This window comes from Priestia sp. 53B2 (assembly GCF_056099005.1).
On sequence record NZ_JBLZXA010000001.1, the window covers coordinates 1 to 21,954 of the forward strand.

Here is a 21,954-nt window from a genome sequence, read left to right on the forward strand (position 1 = left end):
GGTATATTGTTTATTACAACCACAAACGAATAAAAGTAAAATTAAAAGGATTGACCCCTGTAGAATACAGAATTCAATCCTCATTCGCTGCTTAGATAAAGGGTCTAACTTTTCGGGTTCAGTTCACAGGGAGTGGCTTTTTGTTTTGTTCTGCACGTAAAGTCATTCTCTTTTTGCCCGCACTATTTAGTCCAGAGTACATACACTAATAGGCATACTTTCCATATTTATTCTTCCTATATTTATGTTTTGCTCAGAAAAAAATTCCGAATAATCAATAAATGTTTGAACATTTTTTAAAATTGACATATATTATAAACAAACAATCATTTGAATGTTTGAATGAAGGAGGAAATTATGCCAAAAGACCGCTGTGATATTTATTGTTTTAATGAAGAAAAAGTGAATAGTATTAAGCCTGCTATCGATGCCGAAGCTGTTCAAGGTGTTTCTGCCCTGTTCAAAGCGTTAGGAGATGAAACGAGGCTTAAAATCGTCTTGGCTCTGTATAAAGGCGAGGAATTATGTGTATGTGACGTAGCCAATATTGTAGGCTCTACAGTTGCGACTGCTTCTCATCACTTAAGACTGCTGCGTAACATAGGAATTTCCAATTATCGCAAAGAAGGAAAGTTAGCTTTTTATTCTTTAAGAGATGCACATATTAAACAAGTAATTGATATCATGTTTGCTAAAAAACAAGACGTAACTATTTAAGTTTTTCTTACCGTATAGGGAGTGGGACACAATGAAACACGAAGATAAAAAAAATCATCAGCATACCGGAAACTGCTGCAGCGGATCTTCTTCGCCAGAAATTGAAAGCAAGACCTGCTGCTCCTCTTCTTCAGAAACCGCATCTACTGAAGAGCCTTCTTCCTGCGGCACAAAGAGTCATGAACACAGTCACAGCTGCTGTTCAGATACGATTGCGTTAACGACCGACAAAGGCCAGCATTCTTGCTGCAGTGATCACGATATAGTATCAGGCGACAGTGACATAGAAGAAACGGCTGAATACCGCGTATATGGAATGGATTGTCCTTCCTGCGCCGCGACGATTGAAAAAAGTTTAAAAACATTAAACGATATTCACCACGTAACTCTCAACTATAATACAGGGAAGCTCCAGGTAGCGGCGGCAAGTGAGTCAGCTCTGTCACTCATTCCAACCTCAGTAGAAAAACTAGGGTTTAACATTGAGCCTATCCAATCAAATAAAAAAATGAAAACGTATTTGATTGAAGGAATGGACTGCGCGGCTTGTGCGAACACGATTGTGAATCATTTAAAAACAGTTCCTGCTGTCAAAGATGTACGCGTGAACTTCTCAACGGGAAAAGCACAAATTGAGCACGATAACGAAGCCGATGACATTATTAAAGAAGTATCTAAAGCTGGGTATACCGCTACTTTAGTAACCGGCAGCAGGCAGTCTACTGAATCGCGGCACCATAAAGGCCAAAATAGACCGATTGTTTTTTCGGGTATTCTCATCGCATTAGGTTTTATCGGTTCTCATACAGGAATTGCTTCTTATATGACAACTGTACTCTACGCTATTGCCATGATTGTTAGCGGATATAAGCCGGCTAAAAGTGCTTATTATGGAATTAAAAGCCGTTCCTTAGACATGAATGTTTTAATGACCGTTGCAGCGCTTGGAGCAGCTGTTATTGGTGAATGGCTTGAAGGTGCTACGGTCGTTTGGCTATTTGCTTTAGGCGTTGCTCTACAAACAAGATCGATTGAACAAACAAGAGACTCGATACGAGGTTTGATGGATTTAGCTCCTTCTGAAGCATGGGTGAAAGAAAAAGGACATCTGATTAATAAAGCAGCGGAAGATATTTCAATCGGCACTAAGATTGTCATAAAGCCAGGAGACCGAATTCCGCTAGATGGTGAAATTACAAACGGCGAATCCAGTATCAACCAAGCTCCTATTACAGGTGAATCTATTCCAGTTGATAAAGTAATCGGTGATGCTGTTTATGCAGGCACGATTAACGAAAGCGGATCGTTAGAAATTAAGGTAACAAAGCTAGTCGAAGATACGACGATTTCTAAAATTATTCATTTAGTGGAAGAAGCACAGGAGAAAAAAGCACCTACTCAAGCATTTGTTGATAAATTTGCAACCATTTACACGCCTATCGTCTTTATTTTAGCTTTATTCATTATGGTCATCCCTCCCCTGTTTGATGGTGCATGGAGTGAATGGTTTTACAAGGGGCTTGAATTATTAGTTGTGGCTTGTCCATGTGCGCTAGTCATTTCTACTCCCGTCGCCATTGTATCTGCTATTGGAAACGCGGCGAAAAATGGCGTGCTCATTAAAGGCGGGACATTTTTAGAAAAAGCAGGTGCAATCAATGCGATTGCTTTTGATAAAACAGGAACGCTGACAGAAGGCAAACCAGCCGTTTCAGAGGTTGTTTCGCTTGCTGCTGAAGAAAATCAGCTTTTAGCGATAGCAAAAACGCTTGAAGATCATTCGAATCACCCCATTGCCCGCGCTATCGTGGATTATGCAGAGGAGAAGAAAGTCGGTTCTTTAAAAGGATCAAATTTTAAAATTCTTACAGGAAAAGGCGTGCAAGCAACAATTCAAGAAACGGTTTATTATGCAGGTAATGCAAAGTTATTCTCAGATTTAGAAACACCTCTATCCCACTGCTGGTCTCATATTGAAAAGCTTCAAAACGAAGGTAAAACGATTATTATTGTCGGAACAGCTAAAAGTATTCTAGGTATTATTAGCGTAGCTGATACCATCAGACATACAACCGTATCTGCTTTAGAAAGCCTCAAACAAAACGGAATGCAGCAAATTGTGATGTTGACCGGTGATAACGAAGGAACAGCTAAAATGATTGCCTCTGAGTCTCGGGTAGACCGCTATTTCGCTGATTTGCTGCCTGAAGACAAAGTAAAGGCCATACAGCAGCTTCAACATGAAGGGTACCAAACCGCTATGGTTGGAGATGGAATTAATGACGCCCCTGCCCTCGCAACTGCTGATCTTGGCATTGCAATGGGCGGTGCTGGTACTGATACAGCCATGGAAACAGCTGATATTGTCCTGATGGCAGACAATTTGGAAAAGCTTCCTCATACGATGAAGCTAAGCCGCAAAGCATTAGCTGTCATCAAACAAAACATTTGGTTTTCTATTATTGTTAAAGTCATCGCCTTAGCCTTTATCTTCCCAGGGTGGCTTACTCTATGGATTGCCGTCTTAAGCGATACAGGAGCAGCGCTACTTGTTATTTTAAACAGTCTTCGCTTACTCAAAATGAAACAATAAATGTAATCCATAAGCTTTCCAGCAGGCGTTGGAAAGCTTATTTTCTAGGAGGGTTTACGTGAATAACCGCTGGAATCAATTTATTTATAAGTGTTGGTCCCCTTTTTATGATGCGTTTTTTAATAACGGGATGTTTTATCGAGCCAGAAAAAAAGTCTTTCAAGACGTCCACTTTTCATCTGAACAGCGCATTTTATTTGTAGGTGTTGGAACGGGTGCAGATTTAGCTTTTATTCCTCATGAAGTAAATGTAACAGCCATCGACTATTCCAGTGAAATGCTTCAAAAAGCAAAAGATAAATACAAAAATCGATCTATAACTTTCCACCAAATGGACGCTCAGCAGCTAACATTCGACTCTGTTTCATTTGATGTGGTTGTAGCAAGCTTAATTCTTAGCGTAGTACCTGATGCGAAGCAAGCTTTAAAAGAAATGACAAGAGTAGTAAAACCTAAGGGAACTATCCTGATTTTTGATAAATTTGAAACCAAAAAGAAATCAGCGGCTTTTCCTAAAAAAATATTCCGCCCTTTCGTAAAATTACTAGGAACGGATATTGGGCTCTCTTTTGAACATGTGTTTGAAGCAAGCCGAGATCAGCTTATCTTGAAGGAGAATTCAAGCGCCATGTTGAAAGGTATGTATCGGAAAATTATTTTGCAGAAAGTTGATGAATGACTTCAAAGACGAATGATGCCTGTTTAACATGATGGGTCTACATATTATTGTCTGGCTTTAATTGAAGAAAGGATGAACATTTTGATGATGAAATCAAAGGTCATAACAGTTGTCCTTGCAGCAAGCATGGTCTCCGGCTGCGGAAACGAAAGTAAAGAAAGTTCAGGCAGCAAACGTACAGAAGCAACACAACATGAAGAATATCAGCAGCACACATTAGGTGATAAACGAGAAGAAACAAAAAATAGTGAAACTCTTCCCTCTTTTCTGAGTGACAAGCCCGAAGACATGCAGCTTATTTATGCAGCGGCTGCTAAGCATCAAACCTTACTAGAAAACATTCCTTGCTACTGCGGATGTGGAGAAGAAGCTAATCATCAAAACAACTACGACTGTTTTATTTTTGAAAACAAAGGAAACGGCGCAGTGACGTGGGATGATCACGGAACAAAATGCGGCGTCTGTTTAGAAATAGCCGCTCAAGCTGTAGTAGACTACAGCAAAGGCAAAAGCATAGAAGAAATTCGTCAAGAAATCGATAATAAATATAAGGAAGGCTATGCCACGCCTACTCCTACGCCCGAAGTATGATGCTTCAGTATAAAAATCAGTAAAAGACTTTGATTTCTTTATTCAAAGTCTTTTTTGTCATTTTATTATTGGTTGATAAAATCTCGTTTGACCCCAGCTTTTAAGTCCTTGTAAAACGCCATAATATAAAAATAAAACATTTGGACGTTTATTTACTGAATCCTCAGGGAATATGCTTTCTAACACCCAAATATAACCATGAGAGGAGAAAAAAACTATGAGTAATTCTGTAGAAACAAATCATTCAGCAAAAGTTGAAGGAGCAATTAATTCGATGAGCGAGGAGAAAAAAGAGGATATTCTCTCTAGCTTCGAAGGATTTAAAAGTTATCTAGGGGACAAGGTCTCAAAAGGCGAAAAGTTAGGGATGAATGAGGAACAGCTGGCTAAAACAGCTCAGAAAGTAGCTGATTACCTTGCTAAGCATGAAGAGCCGCGCAATCGAGAGGAAAACCTGCTTCACGAACTGTGGAAGGTTGGAGACAAAGAACAGCAGCATCACCTTGCCCATATGCTTGTAAGATTAGTTCAATAAATAAAAAAGATGACACGCTGCCGTGTCATCTTTTTTATTTACAGATATTAAACAGCTGGAATGATAATTTGCTGACCAATTTGTAATTCTGCAGGATCTACGCCAGGATTTGCATCCTGCAGCTGCTGAACGGTTATGCTATATTTTTTCGCAATGCTATAGAACGTATCTCCTGCTTGTACAGTATACGTAGTGACAGGAAGAACAATTTGCTGACCAATTTGCAGTTTTGTAGGATCTACGCCAGGATTTGCATCCTGCAGCTGCTGAACGGTGATATTATACTTCTTTGCAATACTATAAAATGTATCTCCAGATTGAATGGTATAGAATGTAACTTGATTAGAAGGTAAGTTTAAATACTTAGCAATTCCACGCGCGTGCGCTTCTCCCACTTCTCGAAGAAACGTAGCGCTTTTTAATTTTTCAGCGTCGGCTGTCGTATCGATAAACAAGTTTTCTGTTAAGACAGCTGGCATATTTGTTTCACGCAGTACAGCGTAATTGGCCGTTTTTAAACCGCGATCTGCAATCGTTCCAAATTTCCGCATGATTGTTAAAATCTCCGTGTGCAGCTCTTTTTGTAAAAGAGAAGATTGACTTCCCTCTTGTGATGGATACCGATACGTTTCAAATCCAGTACCGCCGCCAGCATTAATGTGCATAGAAACAAAAATATCCGCTCCCCATGCATTAGCCCGGCTCGCTCGATCTGATAATGAAACGAACACATCGGTTGAACGAGTTACTTGAACATCTACTGAATAGTTATGTTCTAAATACGCCCGCGCGTGTAGTACAAGCTGCAGCGTAATATCTTTTTCACGCAAATTATTTCCTAAAGCACCTGAATCTGTACCGCCATGTCCTGCATCTAGCCATACTTTTTTCATGTGAACCTTTCCTTTCAATTATAATATGAAAGAACTTATGATTAACACCGGCTTTGCCAGATGTTTTATCTCTCATTCTATATATATGTGATTGGACAAGAAGGGTTCGTCCCCTTAAAACATTCGAGAAAATTCACACAAGAAAGCAGGATTTTGCTAGGTATTCTCCGCTGTTTTAAAGCACAAAATAAAGACGAACAAATGGGATACATGAGCTGGACTGCTTGTTACACCGCTGTTGATTTCCGTGCAAGGCTTCGTTTTGCCCTCCAATCACCAGCTAGAAGCAACTACATACATGAAACCTACTTTTACCATAGACATAAAAAATCCGAGCGAATTGGATTTATCGTTCGGATCTTCCTTTAATTAAACTACTTATGCCCCCGCCTATTAATGCAGATAAAAAGCAGGTTTACCGTCTTATCTTCTGCTATTTCTCACTAAAAGCAATTTTTAAGCCAATAAGCGTAAAGATAGAGCCTTGCACGAGATTAAGCCGCTTAGACAGCGCCGGAGATTTTCGCAAAAACTCCCCTACTTTCCCTGCAAATAGACTAATTAACGTAAAAATAATCAGCGCTTGAACTAAAAATACAGCTCCATAAACGAGCATTTGCTGTGTGGCGTGTCCGGTTGAATGATTAACAAACTGAGGTAAAAGAGCAAGAAAAAAAAGCGAAACTTTTGGATTTAGCAGATTCATAATCACTCCTTTTTTATATAGTACCTTGTACTCAACGGCTTCTTTGTTTTCAACAGCGAGAGCGGAATCTTTTGCTGTAAACGTCTTATAAGCCAGATATAATAAATAAGCTGCTCCAGCGTATTTTACAATAGCAAACGCTAAAGCCGATTGATAGATAACAGCCGATAGACCCAATGTTGCTGCAGCTATATGACCAAGCAAGCCCGTACAAAGCCCTAATGAAGTCGAGATTCCTGCATATTTACCGTTTGATATGCTTTGTGCTAAAACAAATAAGTTATCAGGACCGGGCATAACCGTAAGTAAAGCGGCTACGCCTAAAAAAGAAGTGATTGATACGATATCCATAAGTCGTTCTCCCCCTGTATGATTTTGCCCACCATTATAGCATTTTTTACTATCTAGTATTCAAAAAAATAAAATTCATCCACAAAAGAAGAGGCTGGGACATAACTAAATCAATCTAATCTAAAGACAAACAAATTGGATACATAAGCTGGACTGCTTGTTACACCGCTGTTGATTTCCGTGCAACTGCTAGAACCAACTATACACATAAAATCTATATTCAGCATAACCACAAAAAAACACGAACTACCAATCAAAAAATAATTAATAGTTCGCATTTGACTTCAACTGAAATACTTTTGTCCCAGTCTCATTTTTACTACTTATTTAATTTGTTTTTCTATGATCTGTTCTTTAGCTGAGGCAGTCTGTGCTTCCGCTGCTTTCATTTCATTATTAACATGGATTGCTTCTTTTAAATACTCTGTTTTGTATCCGCTTTTAAGTGCCCAAGCATAAAAGAATAGTGCAACAATTGCAATAAGACCCATATCCCAGCCGTATTTAATAATATTGAGTCCCCCGAACTTTTCACTTCCTATCCAAGAGATTGTCATCATACATAATAAGTAGACAATCATCCAAACCCCAGCTCGGAAGTTTTGACCAAAGCCTTTCCATTTTGATTTTGCTTGGTAGTAAAAATAAATCGGTAACCCTATTAAAATAATAAATAATACCTGTCCAGTTAACGGCCATCTTGCCCAGTAAAGAGTAAGTGAAGCAAAGATGAAGCCAAGAGGCGCTATTACATTTAACCCTTTTATACGTAAAGGTCTATAAAGCTCGGTCCCCGTTTTTCTTAACGTCATAGCTGTGATAGGACCAGTAAGATATGAAATTAACGTAGCTACAGAAATAATTTCGGCTAATATTCCCCAGCCTCTAAATAAAAATAAAAAGATGAATGAGACAAATAGATTAAAGAACATGGCTTGACGAGGAACTCCGTAAAGCGGATGAACTCGTCCCAGTATATTCGGCAAGTATTTATTTTTTTCCATACCATAAATCATGCGTGACGTGGTAGCTGTATACGTAATACCCGTTCCTGATGGCGATACAAAAGCATCGGCATATAAAACAATAACAAGCCAGTTAATATTTAACGCAATCGCTAAATCGGCAAACGGCGAATTAAAGTTAAGATGACTCCATCCTTTTACGATTTCTGAAGGATTTACCGCTCCAATAAACGCAATTTGAAGCAATACATAGATCACGGTCGCAATTAAAATGGAACCTACTACTGCAATAGGAATAGAGCGTCCCGGATTTTTCGCTTCTCCCGCCATATTAATGGGGCTTTGAAAACCGTTAAAAGCAAACACAATCCCAGACGTAGCAACAGCTGTCAAAACGCTTGCCCATCCATTTGGAGCAACGCCTCCTGCAGAAGAAAAATTCCCGCCGTGAAACCCTGCAAATAAAAGAGCACCAATCGTAAGCCCTGGAATTACAATCTTGAACACGGTAATAAGTGAATTAGCTTTCGAAAATAAGCCTACGGTCCAGTAATTTAGAAGAAAATAAATGATTAATAGTCCTGTAGCAATAGCTAAGCCTTTTCCGGTAAGAATCCCGTTTTCTACTAAACTGCCTGTCCATTTCGCCCACTCCCACGGCCATGAACTCATATACTGAACAGAAGCAACGGCTTCAACAGGAATAACCGATACGATTGCAATCCAGTTTGCCCAAGCCGCAATAAAGCCCAGAAATGAGCCGTGCGAGTATTGCGTATACTTAACCATACCTCCTGCTTCTGGAAACATCGATCCTAGTTCACTGTAAGAAAGAGCTATAAATAAAATAACAACCATTCCAATAATCCAAGAAGCAATTGCTGCGGGACCTGCAATTTGAGCAGCTCTCCATGCTCCAAACAGCCATCCTGATCCAATAATAGATCCCAGACCGACCATCATGAGAGAGAACGTTCCCATTTTTCTATGTAAGTTATTCATGTATCTAACACCTTTCTTCTATATTTTCTGAGAAGTTAGTTATTAAGCGCTTTCATTAAATTTAAAAAATAAAATTCATTTTGATCTCTAAAAATGCTGCTTAAAAGTACTAACCAAAAGCTTTTACATTCATTCACGCGTCCCCTTTCTTCATTTATTATTTGTTATTATATCATCATCAAGTTAAAAAGTACGCGTTTTGAATAAAAAATATTTTTATTTTTAGAATTTTGTACATTTTCTTACTTAAAAGTGCGCGTTTTGAACACAGACATTATTAAAAGCAGCCTTTCCGTTAAAGTGATATACAAGCGTATTTCGATGGGATAACCAGAAAAAAAAGCAAGATAAAATGAATGCTTCATTTTATCTTGCTTTTTTAAGTTATTTCACAACAGCTAATACCGTTTCTTTAAAGCTGTTATAAACATACGACCAAAGAGCCGGTTCTTCTTTATATCTTGTTCGTAACGAAGAAAAGACTTCTTTTTGTTTTTCTTCAAACGAAGGATCTTCTTTTGAAGGAAGCGTGGCACGAAGCTCATCGACGATTTGCTGAACTTCGGGAGCACGGGGGCCCCACTTCCCAAGTAACGTCCCTTCATTATTAAAAATTAAAATAATCGGAATGGCACGTCCTCCGTTTGTTAAGTGACGGTCAATTAATTCGGTGTCCGCATCTCGCAGTGCAACGCGCACATCAATACCGGCAGCTTCAGCTACTTTACGAATGATTGGGTTAATCATCATCGCATCTCCGCACCAATCTTCAGTAATCGCTAAGAAGTGAAGCTTGTGAGCCTTTAATTTGTCAGCCAGTCCATCTTTAGGAAGCTGAAATTGTTCATAAACAGCTAAACTTTCCTCTTTTAATGTACTCATGTCGTTCATATATGTTTGAATTGATTTTCCTTCTTCAAAATACTGCTGTTCTGTTTTCATGAAAATCCCTCTTTCTTTTTTGTATACGAATAGATGAGATGTAAAAATTCGGTTTACTCTTTTCTATACGCACTACTAGTATAGCTTTTAAGCACAGTGAATCAAAATATAAAAGTCAGCGCGTTTTTTAGCCTGCGACAGGATTTACAAAACTTCGATTTAAAAACAGCACATTGAGATGTTATAAAAAAAGAGAATGGGGTACATGTACACTATCAATGTAACAAATTTTAAATCTTTGTGAATATTTGAGAATGTTTATTGTGTAACCGTCATCTTTTGATTATGATAATGATATGTTAGCTACTTGACTAAATATGGAGGATGAGGCAAATATGAATCAATCCCCGCATGAAAAGCGAAAAAAACGCAAACAGTTTGTAGAACGTTTAAGGCTAAAAGGAATCAAAATAGAGCTGACAAAACCGCGCTCTCACTTTTCTTCACTATCCTTACTAAAATCATAACTCGTAACCACCTTTTTCTAAAGCGGAACGGTATCGAATTTCAACTATCTATGCTAAGGCTTACATATCATTTCAAAAAGAACAGCTTCTAAGTGCTGTTCTTTTTTGATACTTTTTTATATTTCTGCCTCTGTCAAAAACAATTATAAACCTTTTTCTTTATTTCCTCCTTTTTCTATCTAGGGCTTTCCACCCCCTTTCATACGGTGTTCTCAAAATCTATAGTTCTATAAATCCCTTAAATCACCACTATATTCAAGGTATATATAATATAAGTATATATTGTAAATTTATAACTCTTCCTATATAATCTTGTAGAAAACGTAAAAAAAAGGAGAAAATTGATGAAAAAACTGGGGGCAATACTATTATCATTTCTGCTGTTTGTTGGCGTATTTCCAACGTCTTCATTCGCAGCAGCGTCAACATTTGACGCAGATTTCAACAAGTATTTAAAATCGGTAAGCCAAACGCGAGGCTTTGAAGTAACCAAAGACGACGTTGAATATTCACTTTCACTGTATGACGATAGTCTTGAAAACTACGATACAATCGCAGATTTAGAAGATTTTTTAGGTGAACCAATTGCAGCTGACTTACATAACGTGCAAGATGTGTATGCAGATTTTGACTTAGACAAAACAAGCTTGAATGCGTTATTAAAAGAGAACGGTCAAAGCTTAGACGATTATGTGTACCTAGATGATTTATACGAGGATGTTGGCTTCTATCTAGAGGGCGACGACTGGTATGAAGATGATGAGTCATATGATGAAGAAGACGCTTCTTACGATGATGAATTAAGCGAAGAAGATTTAAGCGGCTTACTATCGTTTATGCAGTCTGAATTAGGCTTAACTTCAGAAGAGTTAAATCGAATTGAAGCACATTTTACATCGTTAGAAGATGAGCTTTCAAATGAAGCAACGCTTAACCGCTTAGATCAATTAGGCGAGCGCTTAGCGGCATTCGAAGATTTTGATACAGCGACAGAATTATCTGCGGATCAAATTGCTGAATTAATGTCTATTTATAAAGAAATGCTATCAATCTTCCATTTAGACGCTAAGTTTGCACTTGTACAAGGCGGAAATGAAAGACCGCTTTCTCTTACTGATTTAATCAACTTAGAAGAATTAAAAAATGCAAGTCTAAAAATTTCTCTTTATACAACAGACGGTAAATTTTTAGCAGACATGGTGATCACAGGCGATATGTTTAATTCTGATATCATCACAGACACAGGAAAAGAAGTAGAAAAATCTGCTGAAGCTGTAGCAAAACCAGCTCAAGCACAAAAACCAGCAGTAGAAAAGAAACAAGAACCGGTGAAGAAACAAACGAATGGCGCTGTACAAAAAACCGTTAAAGGTGGAAAACTTCCGGAAACGGCTTCTAATTATGTAACAAATACATTAATTGGATTAGTGCTTGTAGCAGCTGGCTTTGTTCTTTTCCGCAAAGTGAGACGCGCATAAAATGGAACCAAGAAAAACAAGAAGAACAATCAATCGCAAAAAGCGGTTGATTGTTCTTTCCCTTTTAGCCGCCGTCATTTGCTTTGGTCTTTGGTTTACAACAACAAACGCCTATAAATTTGCAAGAGGCTATTTGGCATTTAAAACAATGGACACAGAAGAACCAGCCGCAGCTTCAGTTTCTAAAAGCAAGGACTCTTCAACAGCAGACTCTTCTGCTGAAGCTTCTTCTGCTGAAGCTAAAAAAGCGGTACACTCTCGTACTGCTAGCTCGGAAAAAAAGCCGAAAGTGTCAAATGTGTCTTACCCGAAACAGCCAAAAATCGGTGATTTAATGGGAGAATTATATATTCCTAAATTAAACGCTAAGCTGCCGATTTATCACGGTACGAACGAAGATGAATTAGAAAAAGGCGTGGGTCATTTTGCAGGAAGCGTATTGCCTGGTCAAAACGACAATTCTGTTCTATCAGGACATCGCGATACGGTTTTTCGTAAGCTTGGCGACGTGGGTGAAGGCGATTCGCTCGTGGTGAACACGGCAGCAGGCACCTTCACATACAAAGTGAACAAAGTACGAATCGTTGATGCAGATGACCGGACTGTTATTGTGCCAAAGCCTAGAGCCACTTTAACCGTCAGCACCTGTTATCCATTTAACTACGTTGGTTCAGCACCTGAACGCTATATTTTAGTCGCTCACCTTGTGTCATCAACAACAAAATAAAAAAGCTGTCCTTAAAAAGTCAGCTTTTTTTAATGAATAGATTTCATTAGTAAATCAAACCATATTTTCAGGGAAGTCGCCGTAATAACGATCGCTAAGATAACTTGCAGCGACGCTACCTTCGTCTTTTGCCCTACGAAAGCGCCGATTGGAGCTGCTAGTAAGCTTGCTCCAATAATCATAAGCGCCGGAAGCAAAAGGACTTGATGCGTCATTACTTTACCGAATGTTGTTCCCATAGACGAAATAAACGTCACGGCTAATGAGCTTGCAATCGTTACGCGCACAGGAATTTTTAACACGGTAATCATAATAGGAACAAGTAAAAATGCGCCCCCTGCTCCGACAATCCCCCCGCAAATTCCAACTAAAAACGCCAGAGCTGCTGCCAAAGGTTTTGAAAACGTCACTTCGAATGAATCGGCCGCTGGATTATTTTTTTTTGGCATAAACATTAATCCTGCAGCAATTGTTGCCATCACGCCGTAAATGAAATTGATCATTCCTTCTGAAAACGAGTTTGATAGTGTTGAACCAATGAGACTGCCAACTAAGACGCTGATACCCATATATAAAATTAACGGTTTATTTAAATAGCCGCCCTTTTTGTAAGCAAGAGCTCCTGAAACAGACGCAAACAGCGACTGTACGGCCCCTATACCAGCTACTTCGTGCGCGCTGAACATTCCCACTCCTACAAGAGGCGGAACAAATAGCAACAGCGGATACAAAACAACTGATCCTCCAATTCCAAGCATACCTGCTAAAAATGACCCGAAAAACCCGAGTGCAAATACCGTTATTAATAGTTGTACATCCATGTTTTTACCACCTGCTTTTATCAATCCAATATCATGTTTGTTATAAAGTATGTATAAATACAACGCCTTATCTCTTCTTCCATTGTATCACTGTATATGCTTCTTTTCTGTAAAAATATTGATAAAAGTGCTTTCAATTATTAATTTTTTTAATCATTAAAATCCTATCGACTTTATGCGTTATTTACTTTTAGCCTAAACTTCCTCGTTCTACCTTCTGTTACTTGTGGTAGAATAAAGAAAAACTAGATGTTAGAACTGCCTACACGCTACGCTTATCTCAGCAGGCCCATCATCACAGGAGGCTTTCGTATGTTTGAATACAAAATTGATGACGAAGTTAGTTTGCATTTGATTGAATCAACTGACGCTTTCCCCTTGCTTTCTCTTATTAACGAGTCAAGACCTTACCTAAAAGAATGGCTCCCATGGGTAGATAGCATGCAAAGTATTGCTGACTATGATGAACTCATCCCTGAATGGAGAGCTCAATATTATAATAACCAAGGATTCCAGGCCATCATTCGGTACTACGGAGAAATCGCAGGGATGATTGGTTTTCACGGAATTAATTGGGGAAACAAAAGTACAAGTCTTGGCTATTGGATTGGACATGATTTTCAAGGAAAAGGTATTATGACAAGAGCCGTACACGGATGCCTGAACTATGCATTTAATACGTTAAACCTTCATCGAGTCGAAATACGCTGCGGCGTTAATAACGAAAAAAGTAAAGCCATCCCTACGCGTCTAGGTTTTACAGAAGAAGGCATTTGCAGAGAAGGTGAATACCTATATGATCACTACCATGACCTTGTGATTTATGGCATGTTAAAACACGAGTGGAAGCAAGCTCCTTATGCCCCTTGGCTTCTTTCTTAAAAAGCAGGATCATTTGGACAAGTTATCGTTTGAACAAGCAATAGTGAAAAGATTAAAAGAAGCTGGGACAACAATATGTGAGTTGAAGGGAAATCCGAACGAGATTGATTCTTAATGGAGAATCAACCTCGTTCGGATTTTTTATTGTGATGGCGAACATAGGTTTCAATGCAGGTGCTTCTAGCTGTTGATTGGAGAGCGCAGTCTTGAACGGAAATCAACAGCGATGTAACAAGCGGTTCAGCTCATGTATCTAATTTGTTCATCTTTGGATTGGAGCGATTTCGTTATGTCTCCATCTCTTTTTTAGTTGAAATACTGAAGCTGTTCGCGGCGAAGCTTATCTTTTTGTTTGTCCGAAATTGAGTAGTCGTAGTTATAAATAGCTCCTTCCCAATCTCCATACATTGGATTTGGAAATACGATTAGCTTTTGGCCAAACGTTTCTTTTTGCTCTTCTACAAGCTTATTTCGATCAGTAATGGACTTTTTATCAAAGCCGCTAAAATCAGATAAATTATCACCAAACAGCAGAACTACATTATGATTCGTCGCTACTTTTTGACGGCGCGTTTCTTTTCCTTCATCTTTTGGCCCCGTTAATAGCACATGGTCTTTGGTTGCTTGAGGAATATTTAAATTCTTTAGGTTTTTAATTGTTGCCTCAAGCTGAGAAGTTGTACGGCCCGAAATATAGTAAATATCTACACCCTTTTGATCCGCATACGTCAAGAAATCAACAGCACCTGGTACTGCTTTCGCTTTTGCTGCTTGCACCCACTCATCCCATTTATAAGGAAATCCTTTGCCAGTTTTGATTGCTGAAGCTTGAAATGGGCTATTATCAAGCACGGTCTCATCTAAATCCAAAATAATGGCAGGCTTTTTATCGGTACTTTTTGCAAGCGCCTCATCTAAACGAAGCTTTCCAGTATTATAGCCTTGGTAATACAAAGCTTTCATTTCGCCGGATGTTTGGTACCAAGCGTCGGCCATGATTTGCTGATCAGCTAGATGTTGAGCGGGTTCTTTTTTCTCAGCAGACACTTCTTTTTCCTGCTGAGGGGCACATGCTGTCAGTGAAAAAGCAAGTACAGCCACCCCTGTCAACGCTGATAATTTCTTATTCATTTCGCATCCACTTCCATCTCTACATATTTTCATGCTAATAATGTTATATATTACCTCAATTAAACGAAAAATCAATACAAATACGAATTATATTTTGATTTTAGTTAAAATTGTTCGTTTTAACTAATGTTTTCTCCCTTTTTTTAACCATTATCCAAATATTTGTTTATACATTTTCCAAAATCCGTTTTTCTCATTCTTTCTTTGGAATCTTTTTTTAGAAACATATTGGTTTATCACTCATTCGCTTCAAAAAACTTAATAAATCTGAATTATCTAACTTTTAATCTTGTGTTAGATTTTCTCACAAAAGTGCTTTTTTTTGAAAAGATATATAGTAAAATAGATTTTGTGAATTAAAAGACGGCGTTTTCTATCGAAAGTATTGTATAAATATACAAAAGGGGATGGAGATATGAATCACGTAAAACAATGGGGATGGATTACCTTTGGCTGTTTGTGCGTTGCCATCGGAATTCAATTTTTAACTGCTTCTAACCTCGTTATTGGCGGAACAGCAGGACTTGGAATCGTCTTGCAGCATTTAACCGGTATTTCATTTGGGGTATTGTTCTTTATTATCAATTTACCATTTTATTTTATGGCTCTTACGCAAATTGGACTTCAATTTACGATAAAAAGCTTCATCAGCGTTAGCCTGATGTCAGTGATGTCCGATTTATTAGCTGCCAACTTTTCGTTTGCGCTTCCGCATCCGCTTGTAGCTGCGGTTGTGGGCGGCGTTATTGTCGGCATTGGACTGATCTTCTTGTTTCGCCACGGTTCTTCTCTTGGCGGAATCAACATGCTATGCGTGTTTCTTGATAAACGATTTGGCATTAATCCAGGTAAAACAATGCTTTTGACAGATGTGTTGATTGTAGGCTCTGCAACAGTGGTATTCGGCGTAGTTCAAGTTCTTTATTCGTTAATCGGTATCTTCATCATGACAGGACTGCTTGGACGCTATCACAAACGCTCGCCAATCGAACGAACTGGTGAACATATGGAAGAAGAAGCGAAACAACAAACGGCTTCAACCATGTAAAAAAAACCGTGCGGGAATGATCCTGCACGGTTTTTTATGCTTATTCTGCTACTTTTACAAGCTGTTTTCCTAAGTTTGCTCCTTTAAATAAACCAAGGAACGCTTCAGGTACATTTTCAAAACCTTCTACAACGTTTTCGCTGTACTTGATTTTTCCTTGCTGCACCCATTCGCCTAACTGCTTAATGCCTTCAGGGAATTTGTCTGCATAGTCGGCTACGATAAAGCCTTTCATTAACGCACTGTTAATTAATAAAGGTGTTTGAACACGTGGTCCAACATCTTGTTTTTCTAAGTTATACAGTGAAATTTGACCGCAAAGCGGAATGCGCGCAAATTTATTTAATAAGCTAACAACTGCATCTGAAATCTCTCCGCCGACGTTTTCAAAGTAAACATCAACGCCATTAGGACACGCTTCTTCTAACGCTTCTTTCACATTTCCTTTTTTATAATTAATCACTTCATCAAATCCGAGCTCATCTTTTAAATAAGCAATTTTATCTTCAGAACCTGCAATGCCGACAACACGTGCGCCTTTAATTTTAGCGATTTGACCAACAACAGATCCAACAGCACCTGCTGCACCGGAAACGACTACTGTTTCGCCTTCTTTTGGCTGACCGATTTCAAGCAGTCCAAAGTAAGCTGTGAGACCAGGCATACCAAGAACGCCGATAGCCGTTGTAATTGGCGCTAGCTTTGGATCAACTTTCTGTAAGTTTTTTGCTTCTGCAGCTGAATAGCGTTTCCAAGGAAGCATACCCGTCACGATATCGCCTTCTTTAAAGCGATCTGATTTTGATTCCGTCACGCGTGCTACAATGCCGCCTGCAAGCGGTGCGTTTAGCTCAAATGGAGGAACATATGATTTTGTATCGTTCATGCGTCCTCTCATATACGGATCAACAGAAAGGTACAGTGTTTGAACAAGTACCTCGCCTTCTTTCACTGTAGGCATTTCAATTTTTTCGTATTTAAACGTTTCTTTTGTTGGCATTCCCTTTGGGCGTTCTGCTAATAAAATTTGTTCATTCATCGATATCGCTCCTTTTTATTTCTCTGTTTTTTGTAAAATGTGCTAAACTTACTTTTGTTATTTTAAATTATATATTGTGCACAACGCAAAAAATATGATTGTGCAATAACACCGAAGGAGAAAAAGACATGGAGCTAATTCGCTGTAAAGAAGATGTTGTTAAAAAACTAAACGAGTTTGTTGAAGTAACTCCCCCCGTTATTTTGTTTAAAAAAGGCAATATGTATCCGATTAAAATGGATATCAACTACAACTGGATTGCCACGGACGAACAAGGTCATGAGCATATTGTCGCTTCAAACACAAAGAATGTGCAGGACGACTACTGGTTTAGCTACCATTTTGACTTATATTAAGGAGTTTCCCGGATTCACTCTTCATAAACGTTATATAAATAAAGTGTTTCATTCGTAAAAACAGCGTACGAATTCCCGCGCTGTTTTTATGTAATAATTAGAGTATCTCAAGCATGTGTTTGAAGCTTTGCTCATGTTCCATTTTCTGCATCGATATCTACTTAAGATTATGTTACAATCACGGTAAAGTAATTTATGATTGATAGAATAAAAGCTAGAGCTTGAAAAATTCGAGGTGGATTATGCAAGGTAAAGTTGTATATAAAGAAGGATTTTCAGTGATAGGCATAGCAAAAAACGGAGAATACCAAAAAGAGAATCTTTTGAAGCAAATACTTAAAGAAAAAGAAATGATTACCTCTTCAAAGGAACCTCATATGATTACAGGCATTTGCATGGCTCCGAAAAAAGAAAATTATTTTTATATTGCAGGGAAAGAAGTGGCTGATACGGCTTGTATTCCAAACGGTATGAGTGTTCATACGTTTCCTTCGTTTACATACCTGCAGTTTAAACACAGAGGTCCCATTACATCGCTCGGGTCGACGTACAACAGCATCTGGAATAAATGGCTGCCGAACTCTCCTTACAGCATGATTGAAGGTCCTGCTCTTGAAATTGTAAATACAGCTATACACAGCAATTTATATAGTGATACATATGAAATGGATATTTATATTCCCATAAAGCTGGGACAATAAAAAAAGGTGAACTTACGTTCACCTTTTTTCCTATTTTTGCAGCTGTATATATAAATGATAAAGAGTAAAAACGCACTCTGGATGACGCTCTTTATGGTTAAAAAAGCCATGGGGAAACATGAGTGAAAGATTTCCTTTTTCAATTCCGGTCACATACTTGTTTTCCATAAGCGGATATTCTTTCACAACCCAGCGCGCTTCGTCAATAGTAGACGTAACCACTTCACCAAAGTATACGCCCATACACTCTTCGAATTCTTCTTTTGTCATCGAAAAATAGTCAAAACAATTGCTGTCTTCTAGATCATAGTAAAGAAGCTCTAATACTTTCAAACTTTCGTCTGTAAAATCAACGGTGAATTCATCTACCGCTTTGCTTATTTCATGAATGTGATTCATGCACTGTTCGCGCACTTGATGATAGTAATAGCTAGCTTCAAACTGATGTTCACACGTCACTAACGATTCTCCGTATGATGCTGTTAGATCATGATGCTTGCTCATGCTGACACCTCCACGCTAAGCTTATGGAGCAAGTATAACATTAACCAAGCAGCTATTGAGCATCTTCCATTAACAACCTATCCGTGGCAATATTAGGTTCACTTTTTGCTCATTATTCTGCCGTACACAAACCCTCCGCTAAGAAGAAGAATACCGCTAATCAATACGCTGCTTAAAAAGATTTGCGAATGCATCAAGTGATTATACATCATCCACACGCTCATTTCGTCATCTCCTTTTGGCCTTTATTAACTAGTATCCCCGATTTTCTTACCGCACATGCCGGCGTTTTCACTATTTTTTCATCAAGTTTCTATATAGTTAAAGCCGTGAAGCCAACTATCTTTTTTCATCGTTTTACTCCTTAAAAAGCCTGCTTATGACTCTAAAGCAGGCTTTTTTATGTGGTGAAACAAGTAATTAAGCCGTCTATCCCCACTAATTGTGCACAGTAAGGTATAATTAAAGATAGTTTCACTTTTCTAAAGTGAGAAATACATAGGAGACATCAAAGGAGACATGCAAATGACAGAACTCGAAAAAACGAAAATTCAGCACCGAAAGCTGTCCAAGGGACAGGTATTTGGAAGGGCCATCGCTATTGCCATTGGTGCGCTGCTCATGGCCACAGGACTTGAAATTTTCCTTGTTCCAAACCACGTTGTCGACGGAGGAATTACCGGTATTTCCATTATGCTTTCGCATATTACTGGCGTAAATCTAGGAATCTTTCTTTTTGTACTAAATCTTCCGTTTGTATTTATCGGGTATAAGCAAATGGGGAAAACATTTGCCCTTTCCACTATTTTTGGCATACTGGTTGTATCCATCTTAACTTCTATGTTTCATGAAGTCCCCGCGTTTACTGCAGACGTTCTTCTTGCTACCGTTTTTGGAGGAATTATTCTCGGAATTGGAATTGGACTCGTAATTCGCTACGGCGGAGCGCTTGACGGTACGGAGATACTTGCCATTTTAATCAGTAAAAAAATTCCGTTTTCTGTAGGAGAAATTGTGATGTTTTTCAACTTCTTCATTTTAGGAGCAGCGGGATTTGTGTTCACGTGGGACCGCGCCATGTATTCCATCCTTGCGTACATCATTGCAGCTAAAGCCATTGATACGGTTGTGGAAGGATTGGAAGAATCAAAATCAGCTTGGATTATTAGTGAATATTCCGACGAAATTGGCGATGCGATTAATGCGCGTCTAGGTCGAGGCGTTACCTATTTGCACGGTGAAGGTGCTTATACGGGCGATGATAAAAAAGTGATTTTCTGCATCATTACGCGCCTTGAAGAATCAAAGCTAAAAACCATTGTTGAAGATTTTGACCCTACTGCCTTTTTAGCCGTTGCAGATATTACCGAAGTCCGCGGCGGACGCTTTAAAAAACGAAACATTCACTAAAAAACGCGCAGAAAGCATAATGCTTTCTGCGCGTTTTTTTATGTAAGAGATACTTTTTGAACCCGCTTAAACCATTCATAACAAAGAAGCACAATTAAACATAAGTCGATTAAATCGCCTCCGTAATACATCAGCATAGCCCCTTGCTGTGCCCCTTCCGCTGAGACATGCATAGGCGGGTGAGCGTACACATATTTTGATAAAATACCGTGAGCGGCAAGAGCAATTATTAATACGAAAACCCGGTGCGTAAAACTTTTCTGATGCGGCGAAGGATCGATTGAAATCATGGATACGGTGAATAAATAGCCGGCTAAAAACACGTGAATATGTACAGCGACATGCACGAAAAAAGAGTGATGCATCATACCATACAGACTTGTTGTATAAAGAATCCAAAGTCCTCCTACGTTAAGAACAGAAGCTGTCACCGGACTGCTGATGAACCGAACAAACCGCCCTTTTAAAAGTTTTGACACTTTTCTGGCTGCATGAACCGGAAGCGTGCGAAGCAGCAGCGTAAGAGGTGCTCCTAACGCCATTAAAAGCGGAGCTAGCATACCTAAAAGCAAATGCCCCGTCATATGCGCAGTAAAGTCCATATGAGCACGGGCTGCGAACGGTCCTGCTACAGAAGATACGGCGCATAAAATACCAAGTGTCCAGCTGGACGTCCTATATAATGACCATTTTCTATACGTTGCATTCGAAGACGCTACAGCCCACATGTATAAAAAAAAGGCAGCGACAAAAGGCAGGGCTAATAAAAGCTGAGACAATACTTCATATTTAATCATGATGTGCACCTTGTTTACGTGTAAACCACGTTAAAATGATGCCAATAAGCAGCATCAAACATGCAAGTACATTCCACGTAATGTCGTAAGGTGCAATCTTCACTCCGTACCGGATTTGATGAAGTCCCATAAGCTTATGCTGCACGGTCCCGTCATAAAGCTGAAACGCCCCGGCTCCAAGCAATACTCCTCCTATCCACCTTTTTACCCACCAGCCGCCCCGGCGCCTTAGATCTGCCACCATAAAAAGTGATGCAATTGTAGCGAACCAGCTGAATGCATGAAACAAACCATCCGACACTAAACCAGCGGCCGTTGTGGACTTATCATAAAAATGATGCCAATGAAGCAGCTGATGAAACACTGCTTCATCAATAAAAGCAACTAACCCTACGCCAAACAAAAAGCCTGACCAGCTATTTCGACTACGGTGAATCACGCGCTGATCCGTAGTTGCTTTGCTTTCTTTTTCCATATCTATTCCTCCCTGCAAGTTCTTCAAATTAATATGGATTCTAATGAACGTATACCCTATTAACGAGAGATAAATCTATAATATAGAAAAATAGGAGCTATATCCTAATGTTGTTTTCACTATCTTTTCATCATAAAGGTATAC

25 protein-coding genes are annotated in these 21,954 nt (G+C 38.9%); 14 read left to right on the forward strand and 11 right to left on the reverse strand.

Annotation, left to right across the window (positions count from 1 at the left end):
• The 6 genes from ACN6NE_RS00005 to ACN6NE_RS00030 form a co-directional block, all read left to right on the forward strand.
• A partial coding sequence (locus tag ACN6NE_RS00005; protein ID WP_157842248.1) for an IS3 family transposase occupies positions 1-95 on the forward strand: 95 nt, incomplete at its 5' end.
• A 262-nt stretch (positions 96-357) separates the two neighbouring features.
• Positions 358-717: an ArsR/SmtB family transcription factor gene (locus ACN6NE_RS00010; protein WP_129710508.1), complete on the forward strand. Its 360-nt coding sequence runs from the start codon at positions 358-360 to the stop codon at positions 715-717.
• Positions 718-748: 31 nt separating this feature from the next.
• The gene (locus ACN6NE_RS00015; RefSeq protein WP_474323974.1) at positions 749-3,310 is read left to right on the forward strand and encodes a heavy metal translocating P-type ATPase; all 2,562 of its coding nucleotides are present in this window, start codon (positions 749-751) and stop codon (positions 3,308-3,310) included.
• Positions 3,311-3,368: 58 nt separating this feature from the next.
• The gene (locus tag ACN6NE_RS00020) at positions 3,369-3,989 is read left to right on the forward strand and encodes a class I SAM-dependent methyltransferase (protein ID WP_474323975.1); all 621 of its coding nucleotides are present in this window, start codon (positions 3,369-3,371) and stop codon (positions 3,987-3,989) included.
• An 84-nt stretch (positions 3,990-4,073) separates the two neighbouring features.
• Positions 4,074-4,580 carry a PCYCGC motif-containing (lipo)protein gene (locus ACN6NE_RS00025; RefSeq protein WP_474323977.1) on the forward strand — a complete coding sequence of 169 codons (507 nt, stop codon included), beginning with the start codon at positions 4,074-4,076 and terminating at the stop codon, positions 4,578-4,580.
• 217 nt (positions 4,581-4,797) lie between these two features.
• A complete protein-coding gene (locus ACN6NE_RS00030; protein ID WP_013083905.1) occupies positions 4,798-5,115 on the forward strand; it encodes a DUF3243 domain-containing protein in 318 nt (105 codons plus the stop codon).
• A 47-nt stretch (positions 5,116-5,162) separates the two neighbouring features.
• Here ACN6NE_RS00030 and ACN6NE_RS00035 read toward each other — a convergent pair whose 3' ends face one another.
• From ACN6NE_RS00035 to ACN6NE_RS00050, 4 genes are all read right to left on the reverse strand, one after another.
• Complete coding sequence (locus ACN6NE_RS00035) at positions 5,163-6,008, reverse strand: N-acetylmuramoyl-L-alanine amidase family protein (RefSeq protein ID WP_129710511.1); 846 nt, start codon at positions 6,006-6,008, stop codon at positions 5,163-5,165.
• 433 nt (positions 6,009-6,441) lie between these two features.
• On the reverse strand, positions 6,442-7,065 hold the full coding sequence (locus ACN6NE_RS00040) for a LysE family translocator (protein ID WP_129710512.1): 624 nt from the start codon (positions 7,063-7,065) through the stop codon (positions 6,442-6,444).
• Positions 7,066-7,388: 323 nt separating this feature from the next.
• A complete protein-coding gene (locus ACN6NE_RS00045) occupies positions 7,389-9,032 on the reverse strand; it encodes an APC family permease (protein ID WP_129710513.1) in 1,644 nt (547 codons plus the stop codon).
• Positions 9,033-9,416: 384 nt separating this feature from the next.
• Positions 9,417-9,974 carry a thioredoxin family protein gene (locus ACN6NE_RS00050; protein ID WP_025751101.1) on the reverse strand — a complete coding sequence of 186 codons (558 nt, stop codon included), beginning with the start codon at positions 9,972-9,974 and terminating at the stop codon, positions 9,417-9,419.
• Positions 9,975-10,309: 335 nt separating this feature from the next.
• Here ACN6NE_RS00050 and ACN6NE_RS00055 point away from each other — a divergent pair, with 335 nt between their 5' ends.
• The 3 genes from ACN6NE_RS00055 to ACN6NE_RS00065 all read left to right on the forward strand — a co-directional run bounded on the left by ACN6NE_RS00055 (position 10,310) and on the right by ACN6NE_RS00065 (position 12,646).
• The gene (locus ACN6NE_RS00055; RefSeq protein ID WP_013057845.1) at positions 10,310-10,441 is read left to right on the forward strand and encodes a hypothetical protein; all 132 of its coding nucleotides are present in this window, start codon (positions 10,310-10,312) and stop codon (positions 10,439-10,441) included.
• Positions 10,442-10,785: 344 nt separating this feature from the next.
• A complete protein-coding gene (locus tag ACN6NE_RS00060; protein ID WP_121945510.1) occupies positions 10,786-11,919 on the forward strand; it encodes a processed acidic surface protein in 1,134 nt (377 codons plus the stop codon).
• Position 11,920: 1 nt separating this feature from the next.
• Positions 11,921-12,646: a class D sortase gene (locus ACN6NE_RS00065; RefSeq protein WP_474323982.1), complete on the forward strand. Its 726-nt coding sequence runs from the start codon at positions 11,921-11,923 to the stop codon at positions 12,644-12,646.
• A 29-nt stretch (positions 12,647-12,675) separates the two neighbouring features.
• Here ACN6NE_RS00065 and ACN6NE_RS00070 read toward each other — a convergent pair whose 3' ends face one another.
• Positions 12,676-13,467 carry a sulfite exporter TauE/SafE family protein gene (locus ACN6NE_RS00070; RefSeq protein ID WP_013057848.1) on the reverse strand — a complete coding sequence of 264 codons (792 nt, stop codon included), beginning with the start codon at positions 13,465-13,467 and terminating at the stop codon, positions 12,676-12,678.
• Positions 13,468-13,779: 312 nt separating this feature from the next.
• On the opposite strand from ACN6NE_RS00070, the gene ACN6NE_RS00075 reads away from it, so the two are divergent.
• Positions 13,780-14,349: a GNAT family N-acetyltransferase gene (locus ACN6NE_RS00075; protein WP_013083913.1), complete on the forward strand. Its 570-nt coding sequence runs from the start codon at positions 13,780-13,782 to the stop codon at positions 14,347-14,349.
• Between the two features lie 306 nt (positions 14,350-14,655).
• Here ACN6NE_RS00075 and ACN6NE_RS00080 read toward each other — a convergent pair whose 3' ends face one another.
• Positions 14,656-15,480, reverse strand: a complete 825-nt coding sequence (locus ACN6NE_RS00080) for a 5'-nucleotidase, lipoprotein e(P4) family (protein ID WP_129710515.1) — start codon at positions 15,478-15,480, stop codon at positions 14,656-14,658.
• 415 nt (positions 15,481-15,895) lie between these two features.
• Between ACN6NE_RS00080 and ACN6NE_RS00085 the strand changes: the two genes are divergently transcribed.
• A complete protein-coding gene (locus ACN6NE_RS00085; protein WP_098248079.1) occupies positions 15,896-16,528 on the forward strand; it encodes a YitT family protein in 633 nt (210 codons plus the stop codon).
• Positions 16,529-16,568: 40 nt separating this feature from the next.
• Here ACN6NE_RS00085 and ACN6NE_RS00090 read toward each other — a convergent pair whose 3' ends face one another.
• The gene (locus ACN6NE_RS00090; protein WP_474323985.1) at positions 16,569-17,567 is read right to left on the reverse strand and encodes an NADP-dependent oxidoreductase; all 999 of its coding nucleotides are present in this window, start codon (positions 17,565-17,567) and stop codon (positions 16,569-16,571) included.
• 128 nt (positions 17,568-17,695) lie between these two features.
• Here ACN6NE_RS00090 and ACN6NE_RS00095 point away from each other — a divergent pair, with 128 nt between their 5' ends.
• Entirely contained in the window at positions 17,696-17,923 is a 228-nt protein-coding gene (locus ACN6NE_RS00095; RefSeq protein ID WP_016764806.1) for a hypothetical protein, read from the forward strand.
• Positions 17,924-18,165: 242 nt separating this feature from the next.
• A complete protein-coding gene (locus ACN6NE_RS00100; protein ID WP_129710518.1) occupies positions 18,166-18,624 on the forward strand; it encodes a GyrI-like domain-containing protein in 459 nt (152 codons plus the stop codon).
• 30 nt (positions 18,625-18,654) lie between these two features.
• Here the strand turns inward: ACN6NE_RS00100 and ACN6NE_RS00105 are convergent, their stop codons facing one another.
• Both ACN6NE_RS00105 and ACN6NE_RS00110 read right to left on the reverse strand, forming a co-directional pair.
• Positions 18,655-19,128 (reverse strand): hypothetical protein, encoded by a 474-nt coding sequence (locus ACN6NE_RS00105; RefSeq protein WP_474323987.1) that lies wholly within the window; start codon positions 19,126-19,128, stop codon positions 18,655-18,657.
• Between the two features lie 98 nt (positions 19,129-19,226).
• Entirely contained in the window at positions 19,227-19,352 is a 126-nt protein-coding gene (locus tag ACN6NE_RS00110; RefSeq protein ID WP_276319822.1) for a hypothetical protein, read from the reverse strand.
• Between the two features lie 301 nt (positions 19,353-19,653).
• Here ACN6NE_RS00110 and ACN6NE_RS00115 point away from each other — a divergent pair, with 301 nt between their 5' ends.
• Positions 19,654-20,538, forward strand: a complete 885-nt coding sequence (locus ACN6NE_RS00115) for a YitT family protein (protein WP_057244419.1) — start codon at positions 19,654-19,656, stop codon at positions 20,536-20,538.
• A 38-nt stretch (positions 20,539-20,576) separates the two neighbouring features.
• Here ACN6NE_RS00115 and ACN6NE_RS00120 read toward each other — a convergent pair whose 3' ends face one another.
• Positions 20,577-21,335 (reverse strand): cytochrome c oxidase assembly protein, encoded by a 759-nt coding sequence (locus ACN6NE_RS00120; protein ID WP_474323989.1) that lies wholly within the window; start codon positions 21,333-21,335, stop codon positions 20,577-20,579.
• Positions 21,328-21,810: a DUF2243 domain-containing protein gene (locus tag ACN6NE_RS00125; protein ID WP_129710521.1), complete on the reverse strand. Its 483-nt coding sequence runs from the start codon at positions 21,808-21,810 to the stop codon at positions 21,328-21,330. The genes ACN6NE_RS00120 and ACN6NE_RS00125 overlap by 8 nt, the downstream gene beginning before the upstream one ends.
• Positions 21,811-21,954 lie beyond the last annotated feature (144 nt).

Excerpts from the sequence above, each read along its gene's own strand:
- ACN6NE_RS00050 (WP_025751101.1), bottom strand. The coding sequence starts at position 9,974 with ATGAAAACAGAACAGCAGTATTTTGAAGAAGGAAAATCAATTCAAACA.
- ACN6NE_RS00035 (WP_129710511.1), bottom strand. The coding sequence starts at position 6,008 with ATGAAAAAAGTATGGCTAGATGCAGGACATGGCGGTACAGATTCAGGT.
- ACN6NE_RS00015 (WP_474323974.1), top strand. The coding sequence starts at position 749 with ATGAAACACGAAGATAAAAAAAATCATCAGCATACCGGAAACTGCTGC.
- ACN6NE_RS00085 (WP_098248079.1), top strand. The coding sequence starts at position 15,896 with ATGAATCACGTAAAACAATGGGGATGGATTACCTTTGGCTGTTTGTGC.
- ACN6NE_RS00090 (WP_474323985.1), bottom strand. The coding sequence starts at position 17,567 with ATGAATGAACAAATTTTATTAGCAGAACGCCCAAAGGGAATGCCAACA.
- ACN6NE_RS00080 (WP_129710515.1), bottom strand. The coding sequence starts at position 15,480 with ATGAATAAGAAATTATCAGCGTTGACAGGGGTGGCTGTACTTGCTTTT.
- ACN6NE_RS00075 (WP_013083913.1), top strand. The coding sequence starts at position 13,780 with ATGTTTGAATACAAAATTGATGACGAAGTTAGTTTGCATTTGATTGAA.
- ACN6NE_RS00065 (WP_474323982.1), top strand. The coding sequence starts at position 11,921 with ATGGAACCAAGAAAAACAAGAAGAACAATCAATCGCAAAAAGCGGTTG.
- ACN6NE_RS00025 (WP_474323977.1), top strand. The coding sequence starts at position 4,074 with ATGATGAAATCAAAGGTCATAACAGTTGTCCTTGCAGCAAGCATGGTC.
- ACN6NE_RS00120 (WP_474323989.1), bottom strand. The coding sequence starts at position 21,335 with ATGATTAAATATGAAGTATTGTCTCAGCTTTTATTAGCCCTGCCTTTT.
- ACN6NE_RS00095 (WP_016764806.1), top strand. The coding sequence starts at position 17,696 with ATGGAGCTAATTCGCTGTAAAGAAGATGTTGTTAAAAAACTAAACGAG.
- ACN6NE_RS00105 (WP_474323987.1), bottom strand. The coding sequence starts at position 19,128 with ATGAGCAAGCATCATGATCTAACAGCATCATACGGAGAATCGTTAGTG.
- ACN6NE_RS00100 (WP_129710518.1), top strand. The coding sequence starts at position 18,166 with ATGCAAGGTAAAGTTGTATATAAAGAAGGATTTTCAGTGATAGGCATA.
- ACN6NE_RS00030 (WP_013083905.1), top strand. The coding sequence starts at position 4,798 with ATGAGTAATTCTGTAGAAACAAATCATTCAGCAAAAGTTGAAGGAGCA.
- ACN6NE_RS00045 (WP_129710513.1), bottom strand. The coding sequence starts at position 9,032 with ATGAATAACTTACATAGAAAAATGGGAACGTTCTCTCTCATGATGGTC.
- ACN6NE_RS00115 (WP_057244419.1), top strand. The coding sequence starts at position 19,654 with ATGACAGAACTCGAAAAAACGAAAATTCAGCACCGAAAGCTGTCCAAG.
- ACN6NE_RS00010 (WP_129710508.1), top strand. The coding sequence starts at position 358 with ATGCCAAAAGACCGCTGTGATATTTATTGTTTTAATGAAGAAAAAGTG.
- ACN6NE_RS00125 (WP_129710521.1), bottom strand. The coding sequence starts at position 21,810 with ATGGAAAAAGAAAGCAAAGCAACTACGGATCAGCGCGTGATTCACCGT.
- ACN6NE_RS00060 (WP_121945510.1), top strand. The coding sequence starts at position 10,786 with ATGAAAAAACTGGGGGCAATACTATTATCATTTCTGCTGTTTGTTGGC.
- ACN6NE_RS00070 (WP_013057848.1), bottom strand. The coding sequence starts at position 13,467 with ATGGATGTACAACTATTAATAACGGTATTTGCACTCGGGTTTTTCGGG.
- ACN6NE_RS00040 (WP_129710512.1), bottom strand. The coding sequence starts at position 7,065 with ATGGATATCGTATCAATCACTTCTTTTTTAGGCGTAGCCGCTTTACTT.
- ACN6NE_RS00055 (WP_013057845.1), top strand. The coding sequence starts at position 10,310 with ATGAATCAATCCCCGCATGAAAAGCGAAAAAAACGCAAACAGTTTGTA.
- ACN6NE_RS00110 (WP_276319822.1), bottom strand. The coding sequence starts at position 19,352 with ATGAGCGTGTGGATGATGTATAATCACTTGATGCATTCGCAAATCTTT.